This is a genomic window from Neptunomonas marina (assembly GCF_004005935.1).
Taxonomy (GTDB): Bacteria; Pseudomonadota; Gammaproteobacteria; order Pseudomonadales; family Balneatricaceae; genus Neptunomonas; species Neptunomonas marina.
Map to the genome: position 1 here is coordinate 161750 of NZ_SACQ01000002.1, position 25103 is coordinate 186852.

Genomic DNA, 25103 nt, shown 5'->3' on the forward strand with positions numbered 1-25103 from the left:
CTTGTTTGCAATGGTCAGCCATCGCTATAATCCGTCGCTATGGCTAAAAAGAAAAAAGCACAGAATAACAGCAGTACTATCTGCCAAAACAAACGCGCGCGTTTCGAATATCATATTGAAGAGAAGATCGAAGCGGGGCTATCGTTATCCGGTTGGGAAGTTAAGAGCCTTCGAGAGGGCCGTGCTCAGCTTGTGGACTCCTATGTCTTAATCAAGGATGGTGAAGCTTGGCTAGTCGGCGCGAACATCACCCCGCTAACACAGGCCTGTACTCACTTTGTAACAGAGCCGCGCCGGGATCGAAAGCTCCTACTGCACAAGCGCCAAATCGAACGCCTCACCGCCGAGACCGAAGCGAAAGGTTACACATGTGTGGCGCTCTCTCTGTATTGGAAGCAAGGCCGCATCAAATGCGAGATAGCGCTTGTGAAAGGTAAGAAGCTCCATGATAAACGCGAGACTGAAAAAGAGCGCGACTGGAACCGCCAAAAGCAACGTGTGATGGCCGCTCATTAATCTATATTTCGCTTAAAGCCTTTTAATTTCAGGTAATAAGCCGCATACTATTGGGCTACTTGGGGGGTGACTTGGCTTCGACGCCGGTTACAAAACCTTAGGTGCATGTCGTGAGTGTAGTGAATCACGTAAATCCATTACTACACAGTTATAGTTGCTAACGACGATAACTACGCACTAGCAGCATAAGTCTGCTACGCCGCACTCAGAGGTGCCTATAACTCAGAGGTTCGCGGTGTCATATGAGATGGGATCGCCCGGAAGCTTCGCCTTAAGCTGAACGGTTAAAACTAAAAAGGCTCGCCCTATACGCCCTGACCCTCGGGCCGTTATGGGTTAACTCAATAGAGGTGTCTAAGCATGTAGATCTTAGGGCAGCGGATTGGCGGACGCGGGTTCGAAACCCGCCACCTCCACCATCTTTTTATATCACTAGATGCTAAGCGCTTAGGTTGAGTCTAGTGATACTGTCTTGCGTAGATAGCTTCTCAACAACCGTCTGTAACCACTCTCACCGTGCACTGGCACCCTTGCGCAGGGCATGTGCTACCTGATCGCCCGAACGAATCGTAGATCACATAACAGCCAGACGGTAGCGTGGTTAAGCTCTGACTTGCCAACTGCCCATTCGTAAACGCATGCTGATAACCAATCACAGTGTGGCGATTTCCAAAAGCAGTCGTCAGCTCGCCTGCAGGTGTCAGGTTGAGAAAATCTAACATAGATAGTGCATCCCCTACTTCTCCTCGGCTTTCGGGGCATAACGTCCCCCAATCAACCTCAACTGATCCAAAACCAAAATCAATGAGATAATCTGCTTGGGCCGAACCGCTTGGGTTGCGCGCACTGGGCGTTAGCCCTTCAATGAACGCTTTGGATCGCACTTGTGCAATAGCACTCTCCATTGAGCCAGCAATACTGTTTATAGAAGCTACGCGAGCCGACTGTTGCAGATCTAACAAACGCGGCAGAGCCACCGCCGATAGCACGCCTAATAACGCAATTACTACAATCAACTCAATGAGCGTAAAGCCATTTCTCTGCATGATTTGGGACTTACCTCACCCGTCATTGCTGGGTTGCCGAATATCCTTCTGGGCTATTTGATCTGCGTAAAATTTATTCACATCGCAAAACAGCACAAGTTCAAAGCGCGATGCATCACGCGATGTACCTTGACAGCTACCATCGCTTTACAAAGTACTGGAGCCTCGCAAAAGACAGTAATGCTGCATAATGGCTACAGATTTATCAATACCTTTTCGATAGTAGAGTGGCATTCCACAGTGCTTTGCTGGACCGGGTCAGTAAAAAGTACGCAGCCGCCTTATCGACTGAGCATCACATAACATGGTGCAAAGCAGCCAGCCATTCCCTTAGCGGAACTGATGGCTACGCAAAGCATCATCACTCGATGTTTAACACGCGATACAGCGAGCGCTTCGTTACATGGCTCTAGCTCAGGCCTGGACCTAATAGACAACGATGTTAGATCAGCACATTTTTGTCATTGATAGGGGTTGGATTCGGGAAGGAGAAGATAGCGATTGTTCAGCGTTTAAAGTCACTGCCACTAACGCCTGCACGACGCAAGGTTAGTGGCAGACTTATATTAACGAAGAGGTTGCTGTAGCTTTCGCGTACCGCTAACACCCAGCATCACCCCTAGCACAGCAAGCCCGATAAAGGGCAACGTAGGAATAGACTGAGCGTTGGAAGTTAGCGTATTTACCAGCGATGTGGAGCCCGGATAAAAGGAGATAACACTAGGCCCCATACCTGCAAGCCTACCCTCAAGCGGTGTTTCCCCCATCAGCGTATTCCCGCCTTTGCTGCATGTTGATACATTCAGAAAGGTTGTAAAAGTAGGAGCGGGTAGCAATCTAACGTCGTCGCAGTCATCTTTCTGAAATGTCACGCTGCCACCAACAACATTACCGCCATTGAGAGTCAGCGAGAAAGAAAGGAGATCGTCGTACTCGACAGTACCCCCATTGGGTACAGTGACATCATCCCATGTAAAAGAGCCACTTCCCTCCTCGCCGTTATTCCCTAAGAGCATAAAACTATGTGACTGCACTGCGCCATGCGCGAGCGAGCTCGCGAACAAAGACGCCAGCATCACATTCCTTGTGAAAGCTGTTAACTTCATTACTCATCCTTTAGTTTTTTAGCTGTTGCGGCACGCATAGTAACGCAGAGATAAACAGACATCAGCGCCCCATCGTGTGAGAATTTACCTAAACTTGCGCTAGCGCAAACGTTTCATTCAACACCCCTTAACAGGTATCTTCTTTGTGAATATTTCCGTTAGAATGCCCCGCGACCGGAATACCTATTTTTTGATTCGACGGCCATGTCAGCTACATCTAGACTAAGTGTTAAGGCAACTGCTTGAACGGTTTGTCTGATGTTTCGTGCTATTGCAAAGACTCACGCAGCTCCTCAGTATCAGTGAGAGTAGCTAGCCACCTAAAATGAGATGATCTCTCTATGCTTCCACGCCGAGACCCGAAAAGCGCCAAGTTAGCGATTGTTATTTGGGCGATCGCGATCAACGCTCTGCTCTTTTTCTTTGTCGCCAAACTCTTTTTTGGCATCCAAGTGATTGATGAGACATGGCGTAGCTTAGCCACACATAGCATTAAACATGCGACGCACTTAGCCGAGATCGAGCGTAATATGGGGTATGTTGGCTTTATTCACCACTTCAAGAACTATGTGATTCGCGGCTCAGAGGAGTACTACGTCGAAGCAGAAAAAAGCTACCGTAACGCAACACAACTCCTAGAGGCGTTTCAAGCCGAAACTTCAGATAAAGACGATATCAAGCGTACACAGCTGATACAGCAAACACTTGACGACTATTATGCAAAGTTACAGCTCATTAAAGAAAGCTACGACTCGCTAGCAATAGAAGCACTCGACGCGCGTGTCCGTGTCGATGACTCACCAGCGGAAAAGGCGCTCATTACCCTACGACAAAAACTTATTCCCGAGCTTGAGAAGAGCACCGTGATCACAGACCAACTGGTTGCAGCACAAAAAGCCAACACGCTGTTTGCCGCCGTGATACTCCTGCCTGTATTTATTTTTTCCAGTTTTGTCACCGTAAGGCTACTTAACTTACTCTCGCAGCTCACCACAGAGTACGAAACCATCTTTAACATGTCGCCTGATGGCATCCTTTTCATTGATGATCAGGGCCGAATTCTGCGTACGAACCAAGCCGCGGCCAATATGCTCGAGTACACGCGAGATGAATTAAAAGAGATGTATGTCGAAGACCTTATGGAAGACGCTGTTAAATCTCACCATCGACACTACCGTGAAGCATTCTCTCAACGCGAGCAGTCGCGGCAAATGCGTAGCTTAGGTTCAGCTATTAAGGGCAAAACAAAGTCGGGGGCAACCATTGACCTAAGCATTGCGATTTCAACACGGCTAGTAAACGAAAGGATGCACAGTGTGTGTATTTTGCGCGATATCACTGCACAGAACGAGTTAAAGGAGCAAGCCGAACGCGATCATCTAACCTCCATCTACAACCGCCGCACGCTTGAGAGCATTGTGGTTAAAGAGATTGACCGCAGTGTTCGTCTACATAAACCACTGTCTCTATTACTTGTTGATATTGATAACTTTAAGCAAATTAATGACTCGCTAGGACATCAACGCGGAGATGAAGCGATTCAAGTTATCTCAGACCACCTGCTAGAGCATATTCGTGCCTACGATCATTTAGGGCGCTGGGGAGGCGATGAGTTCCTGATCCTCTGCCCAGAGCTAGATGAAAACGGCTCTATCTCTTTTGCCCAACGCTTACAGAGCAGTATTCATACACTCGATCCGTTTTATGGACAAACACTCACCTTGAGTATCGGCATTGCAACGCACAATGGCGAACAGAATGTTCAGTACCAACAGGTTCTGAAAGCAGCTGACGAGGCCCTCTACCGCGCGAAAGAAGCCGGGCGAGATCGCGCGATCCATGCGAGGCAAGCAACAACATAACAACGCAAATCGCTGAATGGCTCTCTAGCCAGACAACCTTTTCAATCGAACTGCATGTTTATCGTAGAGTCTTGATATAGTGTGTCATGAGAGCCTCACATCTTTATAACGGTAGCGCCACTGAGCGTTTGACTCGTGGCCCCATCACCTACCATTGGTCCTCTCAATAAACGCGGTGTCGCATTAGCGCATCATTAGCTAACGCGATGATTAACGGACTTTCAGTATCGAGGGCTAGCTTATGGCACATACTGACCCACTTCCCAAAGCACTACTGGCTCTTGATCAAGCCCTATTTGAAGAAGTGCGTGGCATCAACATTCTTGATGCGATTGCACCCGAAAACTACCATCAAGAGAAAGCCGCATTTTTCGAATCTAACTATTCAATTAGCCCTGACTTCGCCTACGGCGAGCACTCGATCGACCTCTTTGCTCGCAAGCGTGCGCTTTACAACCTGCCGGTTGAGTCACTTCCAGACGATGACTTAATTCAGTTATATAGCGATGTCATTGAGTCTTATGTCGAAAAGCTTGATCAGTTTCGCGCCATAGGTACAGATGAGTTTGTATATGAGTCATTGCGCTACTTTGGCGAACCTAACGAGAAGGATATTCGCAACGCTCAGTTTGTCTTGCACTTTCCCGATGACCTTGCGCCACTCGACGACCGTGATATGGGTACCGATGAGATTGTTAACCATCTCACGTCATTTGCAGACGCGCGAGGATACCAGTACGACATTCGGCTTGATGAGAAGATGATCGCAAATATCCTTGTTTCGGGCAGCACCATTAAAGTTAATGCCAATGCTCGGATCGCTGAAACTGAAGTGCATGCACTCGCTCATCACGAGGTCGGTGGCCACTTAGTCACAACCCTCAACAGCCGCAATCAGCCGGTAAAGGTGCTATCGCTGGGAAGCCCTGTCAGCACCACAACACAAGAAGGTATTGCCATTTTGTGTGAATACTTGGCCGGCTACTTAACTTTACCAAGGCTCAAAGTATTGGCTTTGCGGGTTATTGCCGTTCAATCGATGCTGATCGAGCGTGATTTCAAGCGCACATTTCTGCTTCTCAAAGAGCAGCATGATGTCGATGACAGTACCGCTTTCACGATCACTTCCCGAGTCTATCGCGGTGGCGGCTACACGAAGGATTACCTTTACCTGCAAGGATTTCATCAGATGCTGAACGCCTATGAAACCTCTGAGCATTTCAACTTGTTACTCTCAGGCAAAGTCTCGCTCAACCATCTGCCGCTCATACAACGACTAATCAACAAAGGTTATCTACTACCACCCAAATATATCAGCCCAGCTATCGCTACACCGCAACCCGTTGATGAGGTTAAACGCTTGCTTGCTCATGCGATCAAGTAACTGCATGAGGACAGGATACCAAAATGAGACACCACCACAGCTAACGAGCTTAATGAACCATGCTCTAAGTGATAGCGAACAACACAGCTCTATGGGAGGCTGGTAACGATACCGGTGTGTGAGCAAGGTACTGGATTAACAATCCATTTAACAAAAATCACGCGATTTCACCGTTAACTCGCGCCACTGCTCGCTAATATCCCGTAGCTTACCCGCCACCACATGGATTACATCACCTTCACACTCCAACACGCCGCTCACCTGCAACAGCTGGGCGGTCAGGAGCGCTTTACGCTGCGCTTTGGCCGTATCGCGCCACACGACAAGATTGATCTGCCCCGTTTCATCCTCAAGCGTGACAAAGGTAACGCCGGTTGCTGTACCCGGCCGTTGGCGGTTTGTTACCAAGCCCGCTACCGTCACTAGCTGACCATGCCGACAAGCCTTTAATTGTTCCGCTTGCTTGCAGCCCTGTAGCTCACCTTGCGCCCGTAATAGCGCTAGCGGATGGCGACCAAGGCTTAAACCAAGGTGACGGTAGTCCTCCTCAACATCTTGCTTTTCATCCGGAGCAGCCAATGCAAAGCGGGACTCGGCCACATGAGTCAGCGGATCTAATGCCATAGCATGCTGCGGCGCCAATAACTCCCAACGAGCTTGAAAACGGTGGCCTGCAATACTATTCAGCGCCCCCGCTGCCGCCAGCGCATCCCAATCCTGCTGACGCAGCTGACAGCGTCGGCGTGCGTCTTGCAATGACCGGAATGCCCCCTGCTGCCGAGCGCCCAATAACGCTGCCACAGCGTCATAACGCAATCCTTTAATCAAGCGAAAGCCTAGCCGCAAGTAGCGCTTGGTTCCGTCCACCACAACCGACGAATCCCAAGTGCTCAGGTTAATATCGACACCTTCTACCTCTGCGCCGTGGCGCTGTAAATCCTGTATTAACTGCGCTGGGGAGTAGAAACCTAACGGCTGACTATTCAGTAGCCCACAGCAAAACTGCACGGGGTAGTGGCACTTCAACCACGCTGAGATATACACCAACAAGGCAAAGCTAGCGGCATGTGATTCCGGGAAGCCATACTCGCCAAAGCCCTCGATCTGGCGGCAGATACGCTCGGCAAACTCGCGCTCATAACCACGTGCTTGCATCCCCTCCATCAGTTTCTGTTGGTACTCACGGATATAACCGCTGCGCCGCCATGCAGCCATCGCGCGGCGTAACTGATCGGCTTCACCGCCGCTAAAACCGGCCGCTACCATCGCCAACTGAATCACCTGTTCCTGAAAAATGGGCACGCCTAACGTGCGCTTTAACACCTGCTCCACCTCAGGGCTTGGATAGCTAATCGGCGCTTGTTGCTGGCGGCGTGTTAGATAGGGGTGCACCATATCCCCTTGAATGGGGCCTGGCCGCACAATCGCCACCTCGATCACCAGATCGTAGTAACTGCGTGGCCGCAAGCGCGGCAGCATATTCATCTGCGCCCGCGATTCCACCTGAAAGACTCCCATGCTGTCACCACGGCAAAGCATGTCATAGGTATGACTATCGCCGCGCGGAATATCCTGAATCCGCGTCACAGGCTCGCCTTGCTCTGCCAGCAGGCATAGCGTTTTGCGTATCGCCGTGAGCATTCCTAACGCCAGCACATCCACTTTGAGCAATCCTAACGATTCCAGATCATCCTTGTTCCACTGAATCACAGTACGGTCTGTCATCGCAGCATTCTCGATCGGTACCAGTTGGCAAAGCGCCTGCGCAGCAATCACAAAACCACCCACATGCTGTGACAAGTGGCGCGGAAATCCCAGAATCTCCTCCACCAGCGCGACAAAGTGGCGATACAAAGGCGATGGCTCCTCGCCACCTAGCTCAGCCAACTGCGCTAGCCAAACCTCACGCCCTTCGCGACGCTCTAACTGAGCGATAATCCAGCTCAGATAACTCTCATCCATGCCCAACGCTTTACCCACATCACGAATGGCGCTTTTGGTACGGTAGCTGATTACCGTGGCTGCCAGCCCTGCTCGTTCACGGCCATAGCGTTGGTAGATGTACTGAATCACCTCTTCACGGCGTTCATGCTCAAAATCCACATCGATATCGGGCGGCTCGTCACGCTCTTTGGAGATAAAGCGCTCAATTAGCAGGCTAACCTCCCGCGGGTCTGCCTCGGTGATATGCAAGCAATAACACACCACTGAGTTCGCCGCTGAACCGCGCCCTTGGCAGAGGATGCCCTGCTGGCGAGCAAAGCGCACAATATCTTCAATCGTTAGAAAATAGTGTTCATAGCCCAGCTCAGCGATCAGGTGAAGTTCGCGCTCGATCTGCTGTGCAATGGCATCTGGTACCCCTTCAGGAAAGCGCAGTCGTTGGCCTCGCTGCACTAAAGCGCGCAGATGTTCAGCGGCGCTGCGCCCTTCAGGCACAAGTTCAGCAGGGTATTCATAGCGCAGTTCAGAGAGCTCAAAGCAGCAGCGGACGGCAATATCTACCGTGGCGGCTAGCATATCCGCCGGATATAGCGAGGTGAGCTTTTCAAATGAGCGTAGATGCTGCTCACCATTGGCTGCTAAAAGATAACCGGCTTGCTGGATAGACGTTTGTTCGCGGATAGCCGCTAATACATCGTGCAGCGGCTGACGCGCAGGGCTGTGCATCTCAACGCGATTACCGCATACCAGCGGTACACCCAGCTGATTGGCGATACGGCACTGCTGCTGAAAACGCCACTGATCATCACCGCTCAGTAAACGACTGACCATCCACCAAAGACGTTTGGGAAATAGCGTTTTCAGATGCGCCATACGCCGGCGCGCGCTGTTTAAATCATCACCTGCCAAGTAGAGTAAGAGGCAATCAGGTTGGTGAGCAAAATCATCCCAGGTGACCTGATATTTACCTTTCTCTGCACGACGTCTCGCTTGCGTGATCAGTTCGCATAGCTGCCCGTAGCCGCGCCGGTTACACGCCAGCAAAATCACTTGCTCATCATCGAGGCGAAAGACACTGCCAATAATGAGTTTAATCTGCTGTGCTTTGGCTTCCTCCCACGCCCTTACCACACCTGCGACAGAACACTCATCGGTCAAGGCAAGCGCTTGATAACCCAACTCAGCCGCCCGTGCGACCAGCTCCTCAGGGTGGGAGGCACCACGTAGAAAGCTAAAATTGCTCAGCACATGCAGTTCAGCATAGGGAAATGGCGCCACCACTAGCCAAACCACCCATGCAGATACCATTGGCGGTTCGCATCACGGAAGATCCACCCCAAACGCCCATCGGGGCTGCGGGCGATGTAGTAATCACGCCGGACGGGCAAATTATCCCACCAGCCTCCCACAATACGCTCAGGGCCACATAACGGCTGCCACTGGGTGATCTCTGCTGCCGCTAAGCCTGCGGGTTTGGGCAGCAACCAGTGCGGCCTAGCCCCTGAAGGGGGAAGATGGACCTCTTTGCAACGGCTGTCGGGTAGCACCCAACGATAGCTCTTTTCAGGGCGGTGATCTGCCACCATCACCATCCGCTGCACAGCATCAATCCCTAAACGGGTTTGTAGTTTACTCACTAGGTGCTCAGGGGTATCCACTGCGGTGGCTGAGTTAAACAGATCGGTGGTCGTCACCTCGAGTGGTGCCAAACCCTGTGCACGCAGGGTAATCTCGATAACCGGCTGGGTTAAACGTACCCGCTCTAGGCGCAGCTCCCACAATGGCATCCACACAGACGCTTGCAACTCCGCACGGCTATGCCGTACTTGAAGTTCCTGAGTCTCAAGGTCACGCAGGCGCAATGTGAGTGTAGTTTCCTGCGCAGATAACTGACATTGGCGCAGATACCCTTCCATCTCGGCAAGCAAGCGCCGCAGGGGAAAACGCAAACCACCGCTATGCTCAAGCTCATGGGGCAAGATAAGATGGCGGGTAAAATGCTTCGGTGGCGTAAAGTAGCGCGGTGGATCTGGCTGTTCACCAAACAGCTGCGCCAGATAGCGCGGTAGCGTTTTACCAAAACGCCGTGTTAATGCATCGCTTGGCAGGGCACGCAATTGCTTCACATGTTGAATGCCCATCCCTTCTAAGCGCTGTATCACCTTCTGCTCAAGATTCAACCCACGAATGGGTAAGCGCTCAAGGCGTGTACAATGCGCGCTTGCCTCTTCAGCGGTAAAACCTCCTGTTTCAGCCAACACTTTAGCCGCTAAAGGTGTATGCCCTGTGGCGATCTCCGCACTCCAGTGCAGCGTATCCAACGCACTGTGCAGCTGTGCTAAGTAGGGCGATAAACCACCAAAATAGTGCAGCATTGAATCGGCCTCTAGCAAAAGGCCATAGGGCGGATAGAGGCTAATTTGCGCACTAAACCGCCCAGCCCACATGGCAAGTGCCTCTAAGCTACCCGGCTCTTGCTCAGGGTGACGCGTATAACAACGTAGCTCTGGCGCTAAGCTGTAGGCGGTCGCTATTGCCATCCCAGCAGAGACACCCTGCGCCGTCGCTGCCGCATTACACAGCAACACGTGGGTACCACGCTCATCTAGCAGTGCTGCCGCTTGCGAACATGCTTGATCGGTATAGCGCGCCTCCAGCGGGAGTAGCGGAAAGTGCAGGTAACACCACAGTGACCCAGCCATCGTGCTAACCTACTGCATGAAGTGTGGGTACAGCCTGTAGCGCGGGCAAGAGCTGATCTTCGCCCACCGCAAGGTTGATCTCTGGTTGTGCCCAACCGCCTTTGCGCTTGAGTAGCGTTAACGAGATACCCTGCGAAGCCGGCTCCAGCTGTAAACGATAGGGTGCGGCAGAGCTTTGTTCACGGGCAGCCCAAGGGCGCAATAAAAAGCCGAGTGTACCGGTCTCACTTGCCGCCACTTGTAAGCGGCGCACCATTTTTTCCTGCCCTGAGGGGAGCCAACCGAGTACCGCACTACAGCAGCCGCTTTTCAGGGCCTGCTCAAGTACCCAACCGGTTTCTTTAAGTTGACGTGTATGCACCACGAGAATGTGATCAAGATTCAGCCCCGAAGCACGCAGCGCCGGCGCATAAGGCAGCCATGGAGGATCTACCCAGAGCAGCCATTTTTCAGGCGCTTGGCGTTCTAACAGCAGCGGCAGCAAGAGCCGTAACTCGCCGCAGCCGGGTTGCTGACATAGCAACTCCACCAAGTTCCCTAGCTGCCAACCGCCACCCAGCTGTTGGTCCAACTGCTGAAAGCCAGTACTCACAAAGTTATCCACCGATGCTTGCTGGCCTTGCCATAGCACGCCGGCGTGGATCATTTGATTGAGCGATGTTGTACCCATAACGCACCAACAAATACTGTTTATTTATACAGTATTTTTATGCAGTTTAAGGCAAAGTGCAAGCCGAGGATGCAAAGATCGTTGCTACAGGCTGTCATACGCTCCCTGTTGATCAGGGTAAAAGCGCTTATGAAATAACACACCCTGTGGTGGCATCCGCTTCATCTGCAAAGCTTTTCGCGATCTCTAACACCTCTTCGATGGAGGCTTCTAACGCTGCCACACAAGCAGGATCAAACTGTATGCCACTCTCTTGGCGCAAGAATGCAAGGGCATCCTCGCTCGACCAAGCTGCTTTGTAAGGGCGTTCGCTAGTCAGTGCATCGTAGACATCTGCCACACGTACAATGCGCGCCTCTAAAGGGATCGCCTCCGCAACCAACTGACATGGATAGCCTGAACCATCCCAGTTTTCATGATGCAGGTGCACAATATGGCGCAAAATTTGGCTGTAGTTTTTCTCTTCCAAGCGCAGGTTTGTGAGTGCTTGATCGATTATTTCGAGCCCCCGCACCGTATGCTCCTTCATGGTGGTGTACTCCTCTTCCGTGAGCGGCCCGGCTTTCAGCAAGATGCTGTCTGGAATGGCAATTTTGCCGATGTCATGTAGGGGCGCAAAGGTGAATATATCCTCGATATACTCATCACTAAGGGGCGTATCTCGTGCTAACTTGCGTGCAATCACTCGGCTATAACGCGCCATACGTTCAAGGTGCTGGCCGGTTTCGTTATCCCTTAGAGAAGCGACATCTTTCAGTGTCTTGGCGGTACCAATAACGCCCTGTACGGCATAGTTCTCTGCGATTAGTACCACCTCCATAAGTTTGGCGATCACATCTAACTGAGTACGAATCACCAACGAGGAGAAGCGTTTGGGTATCGAGGAGGCAAAGAAGAGCAGCCCCAGAAAGCGTTTCTGATCAAAGATCGGTACGGCATAGCTACTTTTGATACCCAGCTTCAGTAGCCGTTGAGCGCTATCACTATGCGGTAGCTCTTCTAGCTCGCGAATCAAGCGCGCTGCGGGGTCCTGCATGAGCGGGTAGAGCGGGTTGTCAGCCGTCATCTTAGCCTCATGGCGCGACATAGGCTCCTCTGCACCCGCTGTTGTTAAATACGCTTTCAGCGTGTTTGTTTGTGCTTCGTAGCCCACAAAGTTAATGCGCACAATATCGCGGTAACGTCCCTGCACAACATTCAAAACCGCTTCCAAATTACGATTTAACGAGTGATTGACGCTCAATGCACCAAATGCGGATGGAAGGTGTTGATAAGCTAACCGAGCCATACTCTGTCTAAAACCTCAAAGGCAGATACTAATAAGCTAAACGGACTCACACAGCCCATGAAAGGGCAGAATCGCACGCTAACTACGGAATAGGTGTTAATTTAAAAATGGCAGATGTTGGCCCGTCACTACTAAACAGAATGCTCCCATCGGGCAATGCCAGCAGATCCACAGGCCGCGCCCAACGCTGCCCATCATCTAACTGAAAGCCCGAAACAATATCCTGCTGTGTAATAACAGCGCCATCTTCTAAATGTAAGGCAGTTATTTTTGGGGGCCGTCGGCTTGCAGCAGAGCCGGTTGCATCCACCGCCCAAGAACCATGAAACGCCACCAGCAGTTGACCGCTCAAGCTCCCATAAACAGACTGCTCTGGAACAAAGTCGAGGCCCAGCGGTGCTTGTCGTGCGGGAAAGGTTGTAACAGGGTGTTCCACCTGATCTTTATGCTGAGGCGGCTGCGAGCGCTGACAACGATCACGAAACACCTGCTCGCCATCATATTGATACCATGGCATACCATGAAAAGAGCCTGCAGAGAGCGCAACAAGTTGTTCCGGCGGCTGTTCAAAGCCCAGGTGATCAGGGCCATTATTGGTTGCATAGAGCCGCTGTTCATGTGGCGACCACGCTAAACCTACCGGGTTGCGTAACCCGCTTGAGAACACGTCAGCTTGCCAGCGGCCTGCTTTTTTCTGCAAACGCCAAACGCCGCCACGGCGCTCATTAAACGCATAGGTCTCGCTCAAGTATTGGTTCGAGCAATTACCGCTAATACCAATACTGACATAAAGGCTGCCATCAGGTCCGGCTACCAGCGTACGTGAGCTATGCCCACCACTCGCGGGCATCGCGAATACCTTTTCTATCGCTTCGAGCCGATTTTCCTGACGGTTGAGCTGGGTACGATAAACACCTTCACTGGAGGCGACCCAAAGTGCTTTTTCATGCCAAAGCACGCTATGGGGGTAACGAAACTGCGGCGTGATACGCTGCGCCTTATAATCCGGAGGCGTTAAGCGATAGATAGCACCGGCACCTGAGCCGACCAAGACTTCACCGGCAACTTCACCATGCGATAGCATCCGTGGCCTAGGTACAGCTGTGCTGAACACCGATAGCTGATAGCCTTGCGGGACGGTTACCGTAAACCGCTCTGTGCCCAACACCAAGGTCTGCTGGTAGGTATCTATCGTAGAGCCTGCCGCTGACAGGGTTGATGATAATATAAGGACGCTCCCTGCTATCCATCTCTTATGCTTATGCATTGACTGATCTCCCACACGACATCCTTGCGCGTTGTGTGCTCTCATGCCGAGTGGCAGTTGTATAACAGGGTTAACTCGGCTCTGAATAAATGTATGTTTTTACCATCACCTCTGTTTATTAAGTGTAGCGGCTAATACAAAAAAAAAGCACACTAAATGTGTGCTTTTTTCGATTTTAGACAGCTGAGTTATTGGGCAGTCCAGCCACCATCAACAGGCATAGTGACACCCGTGATAGATGCAGCAGCATCACCAGCCAAAAAGGTCACTACGGCGGCTACTTGTTCAACCGTTACAAACTGTTTCGTTGGCTGCGCTTTAAGCATGACATCCTGCTTAACTTGCTCTTCAGTAATGCCACGTGCCCGAGCAGTATCGCCAACCTGTTTTTCCACTAACGGTGTCCAAACGTAACCCGGCGCCACGGCATTGACAGTAATTCCCTGCTCTGCAACTTCTAAGGCCACCGTTTTTGTTAAACCTGCGATACCATGCTTGGCTGCCACGTAAGCTGATTTATATGGCGACGCTACCAACGCATGAGCTGATGCTGTGTTGATAATACGGCCCCAGCCCTTCTCTTTCATGCCTGGCAGCACAGCCTTCGTGGTATGGAAGGCCGACGTCAGGTTGATACCAATAATGGCGTCCCACTTCTCTTCAGGGAACTCATCAACCGGCGATACAAACTGGATACCGGCGTTATTAACCAGAATATCCACCGAACCAAACTGCGCTTGAGCTTCTTGGACCATCGCTTGAATTTCATCTGCTTTGAGCATGTTAGCTGGCGAAAAAAGCGCTTTCACGCCGAAGTCCGCTTCAATAGAAGCGCGGATCGCTTCGTTCTCAGCAGGGTCGCCCAAGCCGTTGATCATGACATTCGCACCCTGCTCCGCCAGCGCGCGTGCCATCGCCAAACCAATACCTGATGTTGATCCTGTAACCAGTGCATTTTTACCTTTTAACATGCTCAAAAGCTCCCCTTTTCGATCCTAAAATGGCACATCTATCTACATGCCGACAGTCCTTCCACCGTACCACTTTTTTGCACTGCAAAAAACTGATTGCATACCGCTACCCTACTAAAAGTAGCAACACCCCAGACAGTACGCTTTACCGACATCCACTACTATATTAATATTTACTTATATAAATAATTACTAATATGGCGGGACTATGAGGCAATACTGGAGTTGGATAACCAGCGGTACCGCGCTGGCAATCTGTTTTTTACTGGCGGTCATACTTGTCAAACCAATCGGTGTATCAACCCAGTTTGTGATCGCCGATGGGGTTTTGTGGTCATTATTTGATGACAGCTTGATCACAACCGATACAGACAGCAAGTCTGGCTATGCAAGTACCAACGCTTACCTAGATAAAAGCGGTGGTAAGTATGCAGCCGCTGTTGAGAACCCCATTAATTACAGCTTTTTATTCGTCTTAGCGATGATCTTTGGCGCTTGGTTAGCGAGCCGCTTTAACCGCCCAACCACTCCCCCCGATACTGCCTCACAACCGGTTTGTCGATTAGGCGATCAACGCTCAGCACGCTTACTGCGCGCGTTTATTGGCGGTGCGATTGTCCTGTTTGGTGCGCGTCTTGCTGGCGGCTGCACGAGTGGCCATATGATGAGTGGAATGATGCAGACATCACTCAGCGGTTATCTGTTCGCAGCCGGTGCCTTCGCGGTTGCTGTACCTACTGCAATCTTTCTATATGGCCGTCGCTAAGGAGCTTTAAGATGAAAATTATTCTCGCACTCATCCTTGGCACGCTCTTCGGTTTTGTCTTACAACGTGTTGGTGCCACAGATTCACGCAAAATCTGGGGCATGTTAACGCTTCGAGATCTACATCTGGCGAAAGCGATACTCTTTGCCATCGGTGTAAGCTCAATCGTGCTGTTTGCCGGTATGAGCATCGGCATTATCGATGCAGGCCACCTGTCGGTTAAGAGCAGTTACAACGGCGTTATTGTGGGCGGTATGCTGCTTGGGCTAGGTTGGGCAATAGCAGGTTACTGCCCAGGTACCGGTGTTGCAGCCATGGGAGAAGGGAAACCGGATGCCTTTGTTTATGTACTCGGCGGTTTAGCTGGCGCTTTTCTCTACACGTTAAGCTATGGCGCAATCGCCGATAGTTGGCTCTTCAGTCCTATCGGTGGAGGCAAAGTAACACTTGCGGCAACAGGTGAATACAGCGCTTTAATTGCCACCCCCTCTGCGATGCTTGTCGCACTCGTTTTAGGTGGGCTTTTCGCAGCGTTCGCGGTTCTTGCGCCGAAGAAGATCTGAACCCGTTACCAGCAAAGCCGATCGCTGATGTCGGCTTTGCACCCTCCTCTACACAAGCTATCCAATCCTTTCTTGCTACAAATCAAATAGCGTTTTGCAGCGGCCCTCTGCGCTGCTACTCTGCACTTCTAAAATTCATTATCCTAAACCTTAAAATATTATCTTTATGCTTGATTGGATTCTCAGTACGAACGGCTTCATCATCGAAGCAATCGTGATGTTAGCCATCATTATTTACGTTGGAACACGTATCTAAAATCAAGAAAGACAGTTGCTTGTAAAGGATTAGTCATGCCAACACTGCCTTGTACCTATTTTCCCTTTGCCTTCGCAATCGCCGCCACATTGTTGCCATCGTATGCCAGTGCGTTTAGCGAAGAGGACTTTCTTAGCGATATCCCCGAGGTCGCTTCTGCTACACGTATCAGCCAGCCGCTTGACGATGTCCCAGTCGCCACATCACTGATCACCCGCCAGATGATAGAGGCGTCCGGGATGATAGAAATTCCCGAATTGCTGCGTTTAGTGCCAGGTTTTCAGGTCTACCCAACCAACCACAATAAGTATGCCGTGACCTACCACGGCGAATCGTCTGAGTTTCCCAATGACTTGGAGGTGCGTATTAATGGCCGCCCAGTCTATGTGCCGCTGCTCTCCACTGTGGATTGGAACTCTCTTGGTATCACGCTGGACGACATCGAATATATCGAAGTCGTACGCGGCTCGAATGTACCCTCTTATGGATCAAATGCGCTGATGGGCGCGATCAATATCGTCACGCGATCACCCATTAGCCAACCGCAGAATAGAGTGACGTTTACCGCAGGCCCCGATAAACGCCGCGACTACACCGCAACACTGAGTAACCAGCATGAAAACGCTCAATACCGCTTGAGTTTATCAGGGCAGAAAAACAACGGATTCGACTTCCAGCGCGATGGCGAAGAGGTGTATCAGGGCAACTTGCAGGTCACATTAACGCCAACGCTCTATGACACGTTCGATTTCAGTGCAGGTTTCAGTCAAGGCTCTATCGTTACTGGGCAAGGCGAGTTATCCCAATACGATGATCGTGACCATATCTCCAGCTATCAACATTTACAGTGGAAACATGAATCCGATCCTTTCAACGAATACACCCTGCAACTGTTTCATAACTTTCTAAGCCTCAAAACACCGAGTTACTGGGCCTCAGACCTATTGGGCGATCCGGGCTTACAGCAGCTCAATGCACAACTCGCGTATCTAGAGCAACAGTACGGTGACGCATACCCGTTCCCAAGCAGTCATGTTTCCGACTTTCGCACCCTAACAAAGGGCGAGAACGGTTCCGTCCATGTGTACGGCGGCGAGCTACAACTCACCCAGCGCCCAACTACCGAGCTTACCCTAGCGTCAGGTGTCGGTTTTCGTTACGAAGATGCACGCAGCGATAGCTTTATTCCCGAAGCGAAAAGTGTACACGAAGAGAACTACTACGCGTTTTCAAATATCGAGTGGCAGCAAACAGCCAAATTACTCTGGAACCTGGGCGTCATGGCGGAGTTCAAAACGACGACGGATGATCCCGCCATCTCGGTTCGTGGCGGCGCCAACTATCATATTGATGACACCACCACCGTTCGCGCATCACTGACTCAGGCATTCCGTACCCCCTCGTTATTGGAGCAGAACGCCGAGACAGCTTATGTTTTTCCAGAAGGTGTTCCGTTTGACTATCAGTTGAAGAAAAGTGATCAGCTCAAGTCAGAGAAGCTCGATGCCGTTGAACTGGGTCTCTTTTTAAAGCACCCGACTCTGCACGGTTTTACGGATATTAAGCTCTTTTTTGAGGACTCACGCGATGGCATTGAAGGCTGGTTCTTTTACAGCGACCTAGACCTTGCCACGCTGGCGCAAGGTTATCCCGATGAGGAGCGACAACTGCGCAACTCGAAGGACTATCGCAACCGCGGCGTTGAAGTACAGACGTTCTTACAACCGACACCGAAAGATCTTATCAACCTAGCCTACAGCTATAACGATATTAGCGGTGTGCTGCAGCGCGGCGATATTCGCGACCACAAGCCAGATCGTGACCTCTCTGCTGTCGCTCCAAAGCATACGTTAAGCTTGCTCTATAATCGCCGCTTCAGCCCAACATTTGATGCGGGCTTCATCTTGACCCATATGTCCAAAGTTCAGTGGGAAGGTTCAAGCCTACACGACGATTTCACATCATTAGATGTCAAGTTGACTCAACAATTCCCGATCTCCAGCGGTGAGCGCGTGAGTGCAACACTGATGATCGAAAATCTCTGGGATGCGAAATATTCAGAGTTCCACCGCAACAACGCGCAGGAGAGAAAAATCTACCTAATCCTGAGTTTAGACTTCTAAGTCATCGGGCCAACGCATGGATAGCCTGCTCAAACCACTCATCAGCTTTACACTGCGCCTCTGGCTGGGTGTTTGGCTGCTGGTGTGGTTGAGCACTTTAATGCCAGCCCATGCGATTGGGGTCTCGGTGGTTCTTAGCTCTGAGCACCCCAGCTACAGCACCGTAGCTGAGGCGATTAAACAACAGCTAGCCCCCTCAGTATCGCTACATGAATGGCAAGCCGATACGTTACCAGCAGCACTACCTGAGGATGACCTGCTTGTTGCAATAGGCACCAAAGCACTCAAAACGCTCTTGCAGCGAAATCTACAGCAACCCATGCTGGCCAGTTTTTTACCGCGCCGTAGTTACGAAGAAACTCAGCAATCCTTTCCTCATAACGGCAACATCAGTGCCGTCTACTTAGATCAATCGATGGCGCTCCAGCTAAGGTTGATTAAGCAGCTGGCGCCGCACACTAAAACCATTGGTTCAGTATTTGGTCCCTCTTCGCAAGCAGACAGTGCGCGCCTTTATAGTGCCGCTTACGAACAAGACTTAGAACTGCACACCGTTGCCTTAAACCCAGACGACAACCCGATTGCTGTTCTGCAGCCCATTATCGAGCAGTCTGATCTTTTTCTTGCGATACCTGATCAATCGGCATTTAATAGAGCAAGCGCCAAATGGTCATTATTTATCGCTTTACGCGCTCGCAAAGCGCTCATTGGTTTTTCAGAAAAATATGTTGATGCCGGCGCGCTGGCGGCGGTGTATTCAACCCCGGAGCAGATCGGACGACAAACGGCGGAAGCTGTGGACAACTACCTCGAAAACGGAATTTTCCCAGCGCCAGCCCATCCGCGCTATTTTACGGTCAAGGTCAATGACAATACTGCGCGCTTGATTGGCTGGCCGATACCCAATGCCGAGCAGCTCACGCGTCAGCTACAGGAGTGGATGCAATGACGCCCTCGCTGTTTCATCGCCTCGATATCCGCCAACGCATTCTGCTATTGACGCTGATCCCGCTGCTGCTGATTTCGCTCTTACTTGGTAGCTACTTTATCTACACCCGTCTCCAAGATACGGAGCGCCATTTAACCGAGCATGGCGAGCTACTAGCACGGCTCATGGCATCGTCAACCGAGTTTATCTATCTCACCAATAACAACGCCGAGCTTAAAAAGATCAGTAAAGGCACCTTTATGGAGCAAGGCGTCGAAGATGCCATCTTCCTCAATGATGAGCTGAAACTGCTGCTGCGCAATGCGCAGTTTCCCTTTGATCCTTACAAAGTCACACGCCAACCACTGTTTAAAAGTGAAGGCAAATGGTTCTTCTCTCAACCGATCAAACGTACTGGCTTGAGCGTTGTGGATAACCCAGAGTACCAAAACACCGAAGCACTTGAGGATGTCATTGGCTGGGCGGTTGTGGTGATATCGGACGCGGAGAAAATCGCTCAAGAGCGGCAGATCGTGATTACCAGCTGCGCACTACTGTTCGTTGGTTTCTTAATCACTTTCCTCATGGCGCGCAGACTCGGTAAACAGATCAGTACGCCCGTACTGGAACTTACCGAAGCGATGCAGCGTATCCAAGCCGGTGATCAGCACTACCGTTTGGGTAAGCAATATTCCGCGGAGTTCAGTGATCTTGCCGAGGGATTAAATAAACTGGCGGATGCGGTACAAAAATCGCTAGAGAACCAAGCGATACGCATTGACCTATCAACGCGCAAACTCACCGCCACACTGCGCCACCTAGAGCAACAAAATGAGGCACTCGCCAAAGCCCGTCAGCACGCTGATGATGCTAACAAGGCGAAAGATGACTTCCTTGCACGCATGAGCCACGAGCTGCGTACACCACTGACATCGGTGGTCGGCTTCGCGCGTTTATTAAGCCAAACGCCCTGCACTGCCGATCAACTACAGCATATTCGAATCATCAACCAAACCGCGCAAATGCTGATGTCGATCATCGATGACATCTTAGATTTCTCCAAGTTACAAGAGAACGCCATTGCGCTTGAACGTATCTCCTTCAACCTTGAAGAGAGCATCCATAGCGTACTCGAGATGCAAGCCCCCCATGCCCACGATAAGGGGTTAGAGCTACTGGTAAACTTGCCTGCAAAGGCCAATACACGTGTCGTAGGGGATCCAACTCGACTGACTCAGATCATCGCGAATCTCGTGTCTAATGCGATTAAGTTCACGGAAAAAGGGCATATCAACATCACGCTGGGCGTCGAGCGTATCAACTCCCAGCAGAGCTTATTCTCCATCTATGTAAGTGATACCGGCATCGGCATTCCAAAGGATCACCTCGACCAACTGTTCCAAGCCTTTATGCAAGCCGATACATCAATTACCCGGCGCTTTGGCGGTTCTGGCCTTGGACTGGTGATATCGAAAAAGCTCGCAGAGCTGATGGGGGGTAAGCTGTCGATGCATAGCGAGGTTAATCAGGGCACGCAGGTGGAGGTATCCATTCCTCTGCGGATGTCTGAACAAACTCGTAATCTACTAAAACGGGCGCCTGAATTAGACCGGCCGTTGCTCTATTTTGACCAAGACCCCGCTGTAGCTGAGTCAACCTTGCACCTGTTCTCCTCTTCACGGGATAACATCAAAGTCACGCATGATCTTGATGAGTTTCTGGCGTTAGCGGAGCACTACGACGTAGCGCTGGTGGGTATTCCCGTGGACCGGTTTAGCGAACCTAAGGTCTCCCACGCACTGGCCAGCATCAAACCTAAAACACGTTTAATCTGCCTAGCACCCTGTGGCTACGAACTACCTTCCCACCTGACGAACGCCGTTGCAACACCCAAGCCTGCGCGGCCCGAGAAATTGCTGGAGCTACTGGCGCAATCACCTACCCCTCAAGAGCGCACTACGCCACAACCCACGATCAGGCGCACAGTACGCGTCCTGATTGCTGAAGATAATGAGTATAACCAGCTCCTGATTAGCAAAATTCTCAACGCCCACCATATGGAAACCATCACGGCTAACAATGGTCTTGAAGCGATCCAGCTGGCCGAGAGTGAAGCACCGGATCTTGTCTTGATGGATGTGCATATGCCGGTCATGGATGGTCTGGAGGCCACCACTCGCATTCGCCAAATATTACCAAAGCTGCCCATTATTGCGCTGACGGCTAACGTTATCGAGAGTGAACATCTATCGCTTTACAACGCGGGCGTATCAAAAGTGCTACTCAAGCCCATCAATGACAAGCAGCTCATTAAACATATCGAAACCACCGTAAGCCGCACCCAAGAGCAGGAGCGGGATCGACCAAAACACCTAGATCATCTGGAAAATACGCCTGCCGCACCGGTACTCGATGTCGCTAAATACGACTTGAAAGACCAACTGGTTGAAGAGCTGCTGCGTTTAGCAAACCAGCTAGAAGCGGCGGTGATACGCACGGATAAAATTGCCCTACGCGAAACCAACCATCAACTGGCAGGATTGGCGGGGCTGTATGAGCTGCCAGAGGTGGAGTGCTGTACCGCAGATATCCATACAATTGTCCATGCGACACCGGTCGACTGGCCTGAATTATGGAAGCTAAGCTGGCGCTTGAAGCGCCTATTGAAAGGTTCTGATGAGGCGATCGTAGGACATATCAACGAACGCTTTGAAGGGACAGAGGTAGAAAGCTAAAACGTACGCACAATAGGCGATGTATCGATCAGTTTTTTGAGCCGCTCACCAATACGCTGTAGCTGTGCCATACCTGCAGGATTGTAACGGCATCGCCCAATACCAAAACGCACCTCACCGCTACCCTCCTCCGCTTCCAGTTCTAGGTCGTAACACCGCTGGCGAATCGTTTCCAAGTCAGGATCATGGACGATAGGAATGCCAATAAACAACGACCAGCGATCATGCTCTAGTTGACCAGTTTGCAGTGCTTGCATCATCTCATAGATATCAGCGCGCTTGGGCCGATACACAGGTGCACGACCAAACAGAAGCGCACCTGTTAACGCCAACATAACGACGAGACACACAAAAAACACCAGCATAAATTCCATTGGGTTCTCCTCGTTCTTGCCGCGTGATCAGCGATTAATGCCGAGGCTGATTCAATAGCACGAGTAACTGCTTCGCCGCGGCTTTGACCGCATCACCGCGTGCTTGCTCAATCTGCTCGATATCACGCTCAAATTTGCGGCGTGTCTTACGATCCAGCGCTTTCCAAGCCTCTAGAATTGGAATATGTTCGGTCTCTCGGAAAACCTCATCGAATACCTGATATTCAGCTTGCTGATGAAGTGACGCATCATAGTAAACGAGCAGCGAACGAATGCGGATCGAGGCCTCAACCGGACCCACTTGCTCCTCTTGCAGCGCATGCGCAAGAATTTTTAGGCTATCCACAACATAGGTGTACTTTTCTTGGCGCTGAGCTTCCAAACGCGCGAGCTGCTCACGTTGTTGCGCTTGCTTCGTTTTAATAAAGCGGTACTGTCGGTATATATAGATCGACAAACCGATAATGGCGATCACACCTATCGCTATTAAACTGTAGATAACTGTTCCTGACACGCGAGCTACTCTCTGTTAACGCTATGAAAAAATTTACGTCTCATCCTACCGTAGGCGATGTTATTCGTGAAATGTATCTGCACCCCACTCAGATGAGCGCCCAAGAAGCCGCTGACTTATGCGGCCTAGATTGCGCTGTGTTTGAAGCGATACTTTCGGGCCAGCAGGCGCTTAACTACCAACTTGCCTATCGACTTGCGCAAGGCTTTAACACCTCTTACACGTTCTGGTTGGGCATTCAGGCCACCCATAAAAAAGCCCCTGCACAAGCAGAGGCTGATTAACCAAACCAAGGACGTTTAGGTGGCGTTGTTCAACGCATTTTCAACCCATTCAAAGACCTGTGGATACGGCACAGGGAACATCGGTTGAAGTGCCTGCAATGACTGCTGTAGCGCCGGTAGATCTGAATTAGTCAGATTGATATGCCCCACTTTACGGCCAACACGCACCTCTTTCCCGTACCAGTAAAGCTCTGCGCTCGGTACTGATAACCAAGCATCCTGCTTCTCAACACCGATCAGGTTGATCATCACAGACTGGCCCTTCACGATAGCTGGCGCCATCGGCAGACCTGCAACGGCGCGCACGTGGTACTCAAATTGGCTGATACTCGCACCGGCTTGCGTCCAATGCCCGCTGTTGTGTACGCGTGGCGCTAGCTCGTTAACCATCAAGTGATCGCCAACACGGAAGCACTCCATTGCCATCACACCCACGTAATCCAATGAGTCAAGCAGCTTACCCAGCATCTGCTCAGCTTCACTTTGCAGCGCTTCTAGGCGTGCGAGTGGCGCCACGGACGCCATCAGAATACCGTTGACGTGTAGATTCAACGCTAGCGGATAGAAGTACAGATTACCTTCGGCATCACGGGCACCGACTAACGATACCTCCTCATCGAACGGAATCTTCTTCTCAGCAATCGCTTCATTGTGCCATCCTTCAGGCACTTTAGTGCCTTCAGCCTGCTTAAGCCAAAACTGCCCACGGCCATCGTAACCGCCCGTACGGCGCTTCAACAGCACCGTATCACCGAGGCGTTCGTAAAGGGTTGCCGCTTGGGTATCCTGCCCGACCAGTTGCCATGGCGCTGTTGCGATCTGAAGCTCATCCAGTAGCTGCTTTTGTGTGAAACGATCAGCGAGACGCGGAAATACTTCACGGTTCAAAAAGTGCGGATGATTCGCCAACTGGACCGTTGCGCCAGTTTCTGGCCATTGCTCTCGCTCCGCTGTCACAACATCATTTGGTGACATCTCAACAGCGAACGGTTGTTCAATATCAACCGGCTCAACGTCAACACCCAAAGGCATGGCCGCATGTCGTAGCATTGCACCGAGTTGACCGGCGCCTAATACCCAAACTTTACTCATTAAGCTTCTCGTGGATCTGGATTTTCAAGAACAGTTTCAGTCTGAGCAGCGCGGAAAGCTTCGATACGCGCTGCTAACTCAGCATCTTGGTTAGCCAGCATTTGAGCCGCTAGCAAACCGGCGTTAAAAGCACCTGCTGAACCAATCGCAAGCGTGCCAACGGCAACGCCCTTTGGCATCTGAACAATCGATAGCAAGCTGTCCATACCGCTTAAGGCTTTGCTTTGTACCGGAACACCCAGTACAGGAAGACGTGTATTCGCAGCAACCATGCCCGGCAGGTGCGCAGCGCCACCAGCACCAGCAATGATCACTTGATAGCCATTTTCAGCTGCGGTTTCAGAGAAGCTGAACAACTTACCCGGCGTGCGATGCGCCGACACAACTTCCACGTGGTAACCCACTTGCAGTTGATCAAGAATTTCGGTGGCAGGTTTCATGGTTTCCCAATCACTTTTAGAACCCATGATGATGGCAACACTTGCTTGCATAACGTCAATCCAATTTACGGTAGGCCCGGCACAGCATCAAATGACCGCTCGCCGGGGCTTGAAAATAGCAAAGCGGCATTGTAGCAAAAAACCAGCTCGCGTTCGCCTGTTCTCACGCAAAAATACGCACCCCGTCGCTGCGGAAAAAGCTGTTTTTTGAGTCAGCAAATTGATGACAACATCATGAAAATTATTCAAATACTCGCCAAATCAGAGTATTT

Annotated in this window: 21 protein-coding genes and 1 other RNA gene; 10 read left to right on the plus strand and 12 right to left on the minus strand. The window is 51.0% G+C overall.

The genetic code is table 11. The annotated features are described in order from the left end of the window. Window positions 1–39: 39 nt before the first annotated feature. On the plus strand, window positions 40–516 hold the full coding sequence (gene smpB, locus EOE65_RS05460; RefSeq protein ID WP_127693291.1) for an SsrA-binding protein SmpB: 477 nt from the start codon (window positions 40–42) through the stop codon (window positions 514–516). A gap of 62 nt (window positions 517–578) precedes the next feature. Beyond that, window positions 579–935: a transfer-messenger RNA gene (ssrA, locus tag EOE65_RS05465) on the plus strand. A 69-nt stretch (window positions 936–1004) separates the two neighbouring features. Here ssrA and EOE65_RS05470 read toward each other — a convergent pair. Together EOE65_RS05470 and EOE65_RS05475 are read right to left on the minus strand one after the other, a co-directional pair. After that, window positions 1005–1562, minus strand: coding sequence for a type II secretion system protein (locus EOE65_RS05470; protein ID WP_127693292.1), 558 nt, complete (start codon window positions 1560–1562; stop codon window positions 1005–1007). A 566-nt stretch (window positions 1563–2128) separates the two neighbouring features. Then, a complete protein-coding gene (locus EOE65_RS05475) occupies window positions 2129–2668 on the minus strand; it encodes a hypothetical protein (protein WP_127693293.1) in 540 nt (179 codons plus the stop codon). Between the two features lie 341 nt (window positions 2669–3009). Between EOE65_RS05475 and EOE65_RS05480 the strand changes: the two genes are divergently transcribed. Together EOE65_RS05480 and EOE65_RS05485 are read left to right on the plus strand one after the other, a co-directional pair. Further along, window positions 3010–4530 carry a GGDEF domain-containing protein gene (locus tag EOE65_RS05480; RefSeq protein ID WP_127693294.1) on the plus strand — a complete coding sequence of 507 codons (1521 nt, stop codon included), beginning with the start codon at window positions 3010–3012 and terminating at the stop codon, window positions 4528–4530. Window positions 4531–4771: 241 nt separating this feature from the next. Beyond that, window positions 4772–5914 (plus strand): flavohemoglobin expression-modulating QEGLA motif protein, encoded by a 1143-nt coding sequence (locus EOE65_RS05485; protein ID WP_127693295.1) that lies wholly within the window; start codon window positions 4772–4774, stop codon window positions 5912–5914. Window positions 5915–6061: 147 nt separating this feature from the next. On the opposite strand, the gene EOE65_RS05490 is transcribed toward EOE65_RS05485, so the two are convergent. The 6 genes from EOE65_RS05490 to EOE65_RS05515 all read right to left on the minus strand — a co-directional run bounded on the left by EOE65_RS05490 (window position 6062) and on the right by EOE65_RS05515 (window position 14756). Further along, complete coding sequence (locus tag EOE65_RS05490) at window positions 6062–9166, minus strand: error-prone DNA polymerase (protein ID WP_127693296.1); 3105 nt, start codon at window positions 9164–9166, stop codon at window positions 6062–6064. Further along, window positions 9139–10560 carry a Y-family DNA polymerase gene (locus EOE65_RS05495; protein WP_127693297.1) on the minus strand — a complete coding sequence of 474 codons (1422 nt, stop codon included), beginning with the start codon at window positions 10558–10560 and terminating at the stop codon, window positions 9139–9141. Before EOE65_RS05495 ends, EOE65_RS05490 begins: the two co-directional genes overlap by 28 nt. A gap of 4 nt (window positions 10561–10564) precedes the next feature. After that, the gene (gene imuA / locus EOE65_RS05500) at window positions 10565–11230 is read right to left on the minus strand and encodes a translesion DNA synthesis-associated protein ImuA (RefSeq protein ID WP_127693298.1); all 666 of its coding nucleotides are present in this window, start codon (window positions 11228–11230) and stop codon (window positions 10565–10567) included. Between the two features lie 127 nt (window positions 11231–11357). Then, window positions 11358–12518: an HD-GYP domain-containing protein gene (locus EOE65_RS05505; RefSeq protein ID WP_127693299.1), complete on the minus strand. Its 1161-nt coding sequence runs from the start codon at window positions 12516–12518 to the stop codon at window positions 11358–11360. Window positions 12519–12600: 82 nt separating this feature from the next. Further along, complete coding sequence (locus tag EOE65_RS05510) at window positions 12601–13785, minus strand: PQQ-dependent sugar dehydrogenase (RefSeq protein WP_164847020.1); 1185 nt, start codon at window positions 13783–13785, stop codon at window positions 12601–12603. Window positions 13786–13973: 188 nt separating this feature from the next. After that, the gene (locus EOE65_RS05515) at window positions 13974–14756 is read right to left on the minus strand and encodes a 3-hydroxybutyrate dehydrogenase (protein ID WP_127693301.1); all 783 of its coding nucleotides are present in this window, start codon (window positions 14754–14756) and stop codon (window positions 13974–13976) included. A 208-nt stretch (window positions 14757–14964) separates the two neighbouring features. Between EOE65_RS05515 and EOE65_RS05520 the strand changes: the two genes are divergently transcribed. The 5 genes from EOE65_RS05520 (at window position 14965) to EOE65_RS05540 (ending at window position 22127) form a co-directional block, all read left to right on the plus strand. Further along, entirely contained in the window at window positions 14965–15522 is a 558-nt protein-coding gene (locus tag EOE65_RS05520) for a YeeE/YedE thiosulfate transporter family protein (RefSeq protein WP_127693302.1), read from the plus strand. A gap of 11 nt (window positions 15523–15533) precedes the next feature. Further along, window positions 15534–16085 (plus strand): DUF6691 family protein, encoded by a 552-nt coding sequence (locus EOE65_RS05525; RefSeq protein WP_127693303.1) that lies wholly within the window; start codon window positions 15534–15536, stop codon window positions 16083–16085. Window positions 16086–16376: 291 nt separating this feature from the next. Beyond that, window positions 16377–18464, plus strand: coding sequence for a TonB-dependent receptor plug domain-containing protein (locus EOE65_RS05530; protein ID WP_127693304.1), 2088 nt, complete (start codon window positions 16377–16379; stop codon window positions 18462–18464). Window positions 18465–18480: 16 nt separating this feature from the next. After that, a complete protein-coding gene (locus EOE65_RS05535; RefSeq protein WP_127693305.1) occupies window positions 18481–19413 on the plus strand; it encodes an ABC transporter substrate-binding protein in 933 nt (310 codons plus the stop codon). Continuing rightward, on the plus strand, window positions 19410–22127 hold the full coding sequence (locus tag EOE65_RS05540) for an ATP-binding protein (RefSeq protein ID WP_127693306.1): 2718 nt from the start codon (window positions 19410–19412) through the stop codon (window positions 22125–22127). Before EOE65_RS05535 ends, EOE65_RS05540 begins: the two co-directional genes overlap by 4 nt. On the opposite strand, the gene EOE65_RS05545 is transcribed toward EOE65_RS05540, so the two are convergent. Further along, window positions 22124–22501: a hypothetical protein gene (locus EOE65_RS05545; RefSeq protein ID WP_127693307.1), complete on the minus strand. Its 378-nt coding sequence runs from the start codon at window positions 22499–22501 to the stop codon at window positions 22124–22126. The two genes, EOE65_RS05540 and EOE65_RS05545, sit on opposite strands and share 4 nt — an antisense overlap. Before the next feature lie 34 nt (window positions 22502–22535). Beyond that, window positions 22536–23015 carry a DUF2489 domain-containing protein gene (locus EOE65_RS05550; RefSeq protein ID WP_127693308.1) on the minus strand — a complete coding sequence of 160 codons (480 nt, stop codon included), beginning with the start codon at window positions 23013–23015 and terminating at the stop codon, window positions 22536–22538. 23 nt (window positions 23016–23038) lie between these two features. On the opposite strand from EOE65_RS05550, the gene EOE65_RS05555 reads away from it, so the two are divergent. Then, on the plus strand, window positions 23039–23299 hold the full coding sequence (locus EOE65_RS05555) for a helix-turn-helix transcriptional regulator (RefSeq protein WP_127693309.1): 261 nt from the start codon (window positions 23039–23041) through the stop codon (window positions 23297–23299). Between the two features lie 15 nt (window positions 23300–23314). Here EOE65_RS05555 and purK read toward each other — a convergent pair whose 3' ends face one another. Then, complete coding sequence (gene purK / locus EOE65_RS05560; RefSeq protein WP_127693310.1) at window positions 23315–24391, minus strand: 5-(carboxyamino)imidazole ribonucleotide synthase; 1077 nt, start codon at window positions 24389–24391, stop codon at window positions 23315–23317. Next, window positions 24391–24882: a 5-(carboxyamino)imidazole ribonucleotide mutase gene (gene purE, locus EOE65_RS05565; RefSeq protein WP_127693311.1), complete on the minus strand. Its 492-nt coding sequence runs from the start codon at window positions 24880–24882 to the stop codon at window positions 24391–24393. The genes purK and purE overlap by 1 nt, the downstream gene beginning before the upstream one ends. Between the last annotated feature and the right edge of the window lie 221 nt (window positions 24883–25103).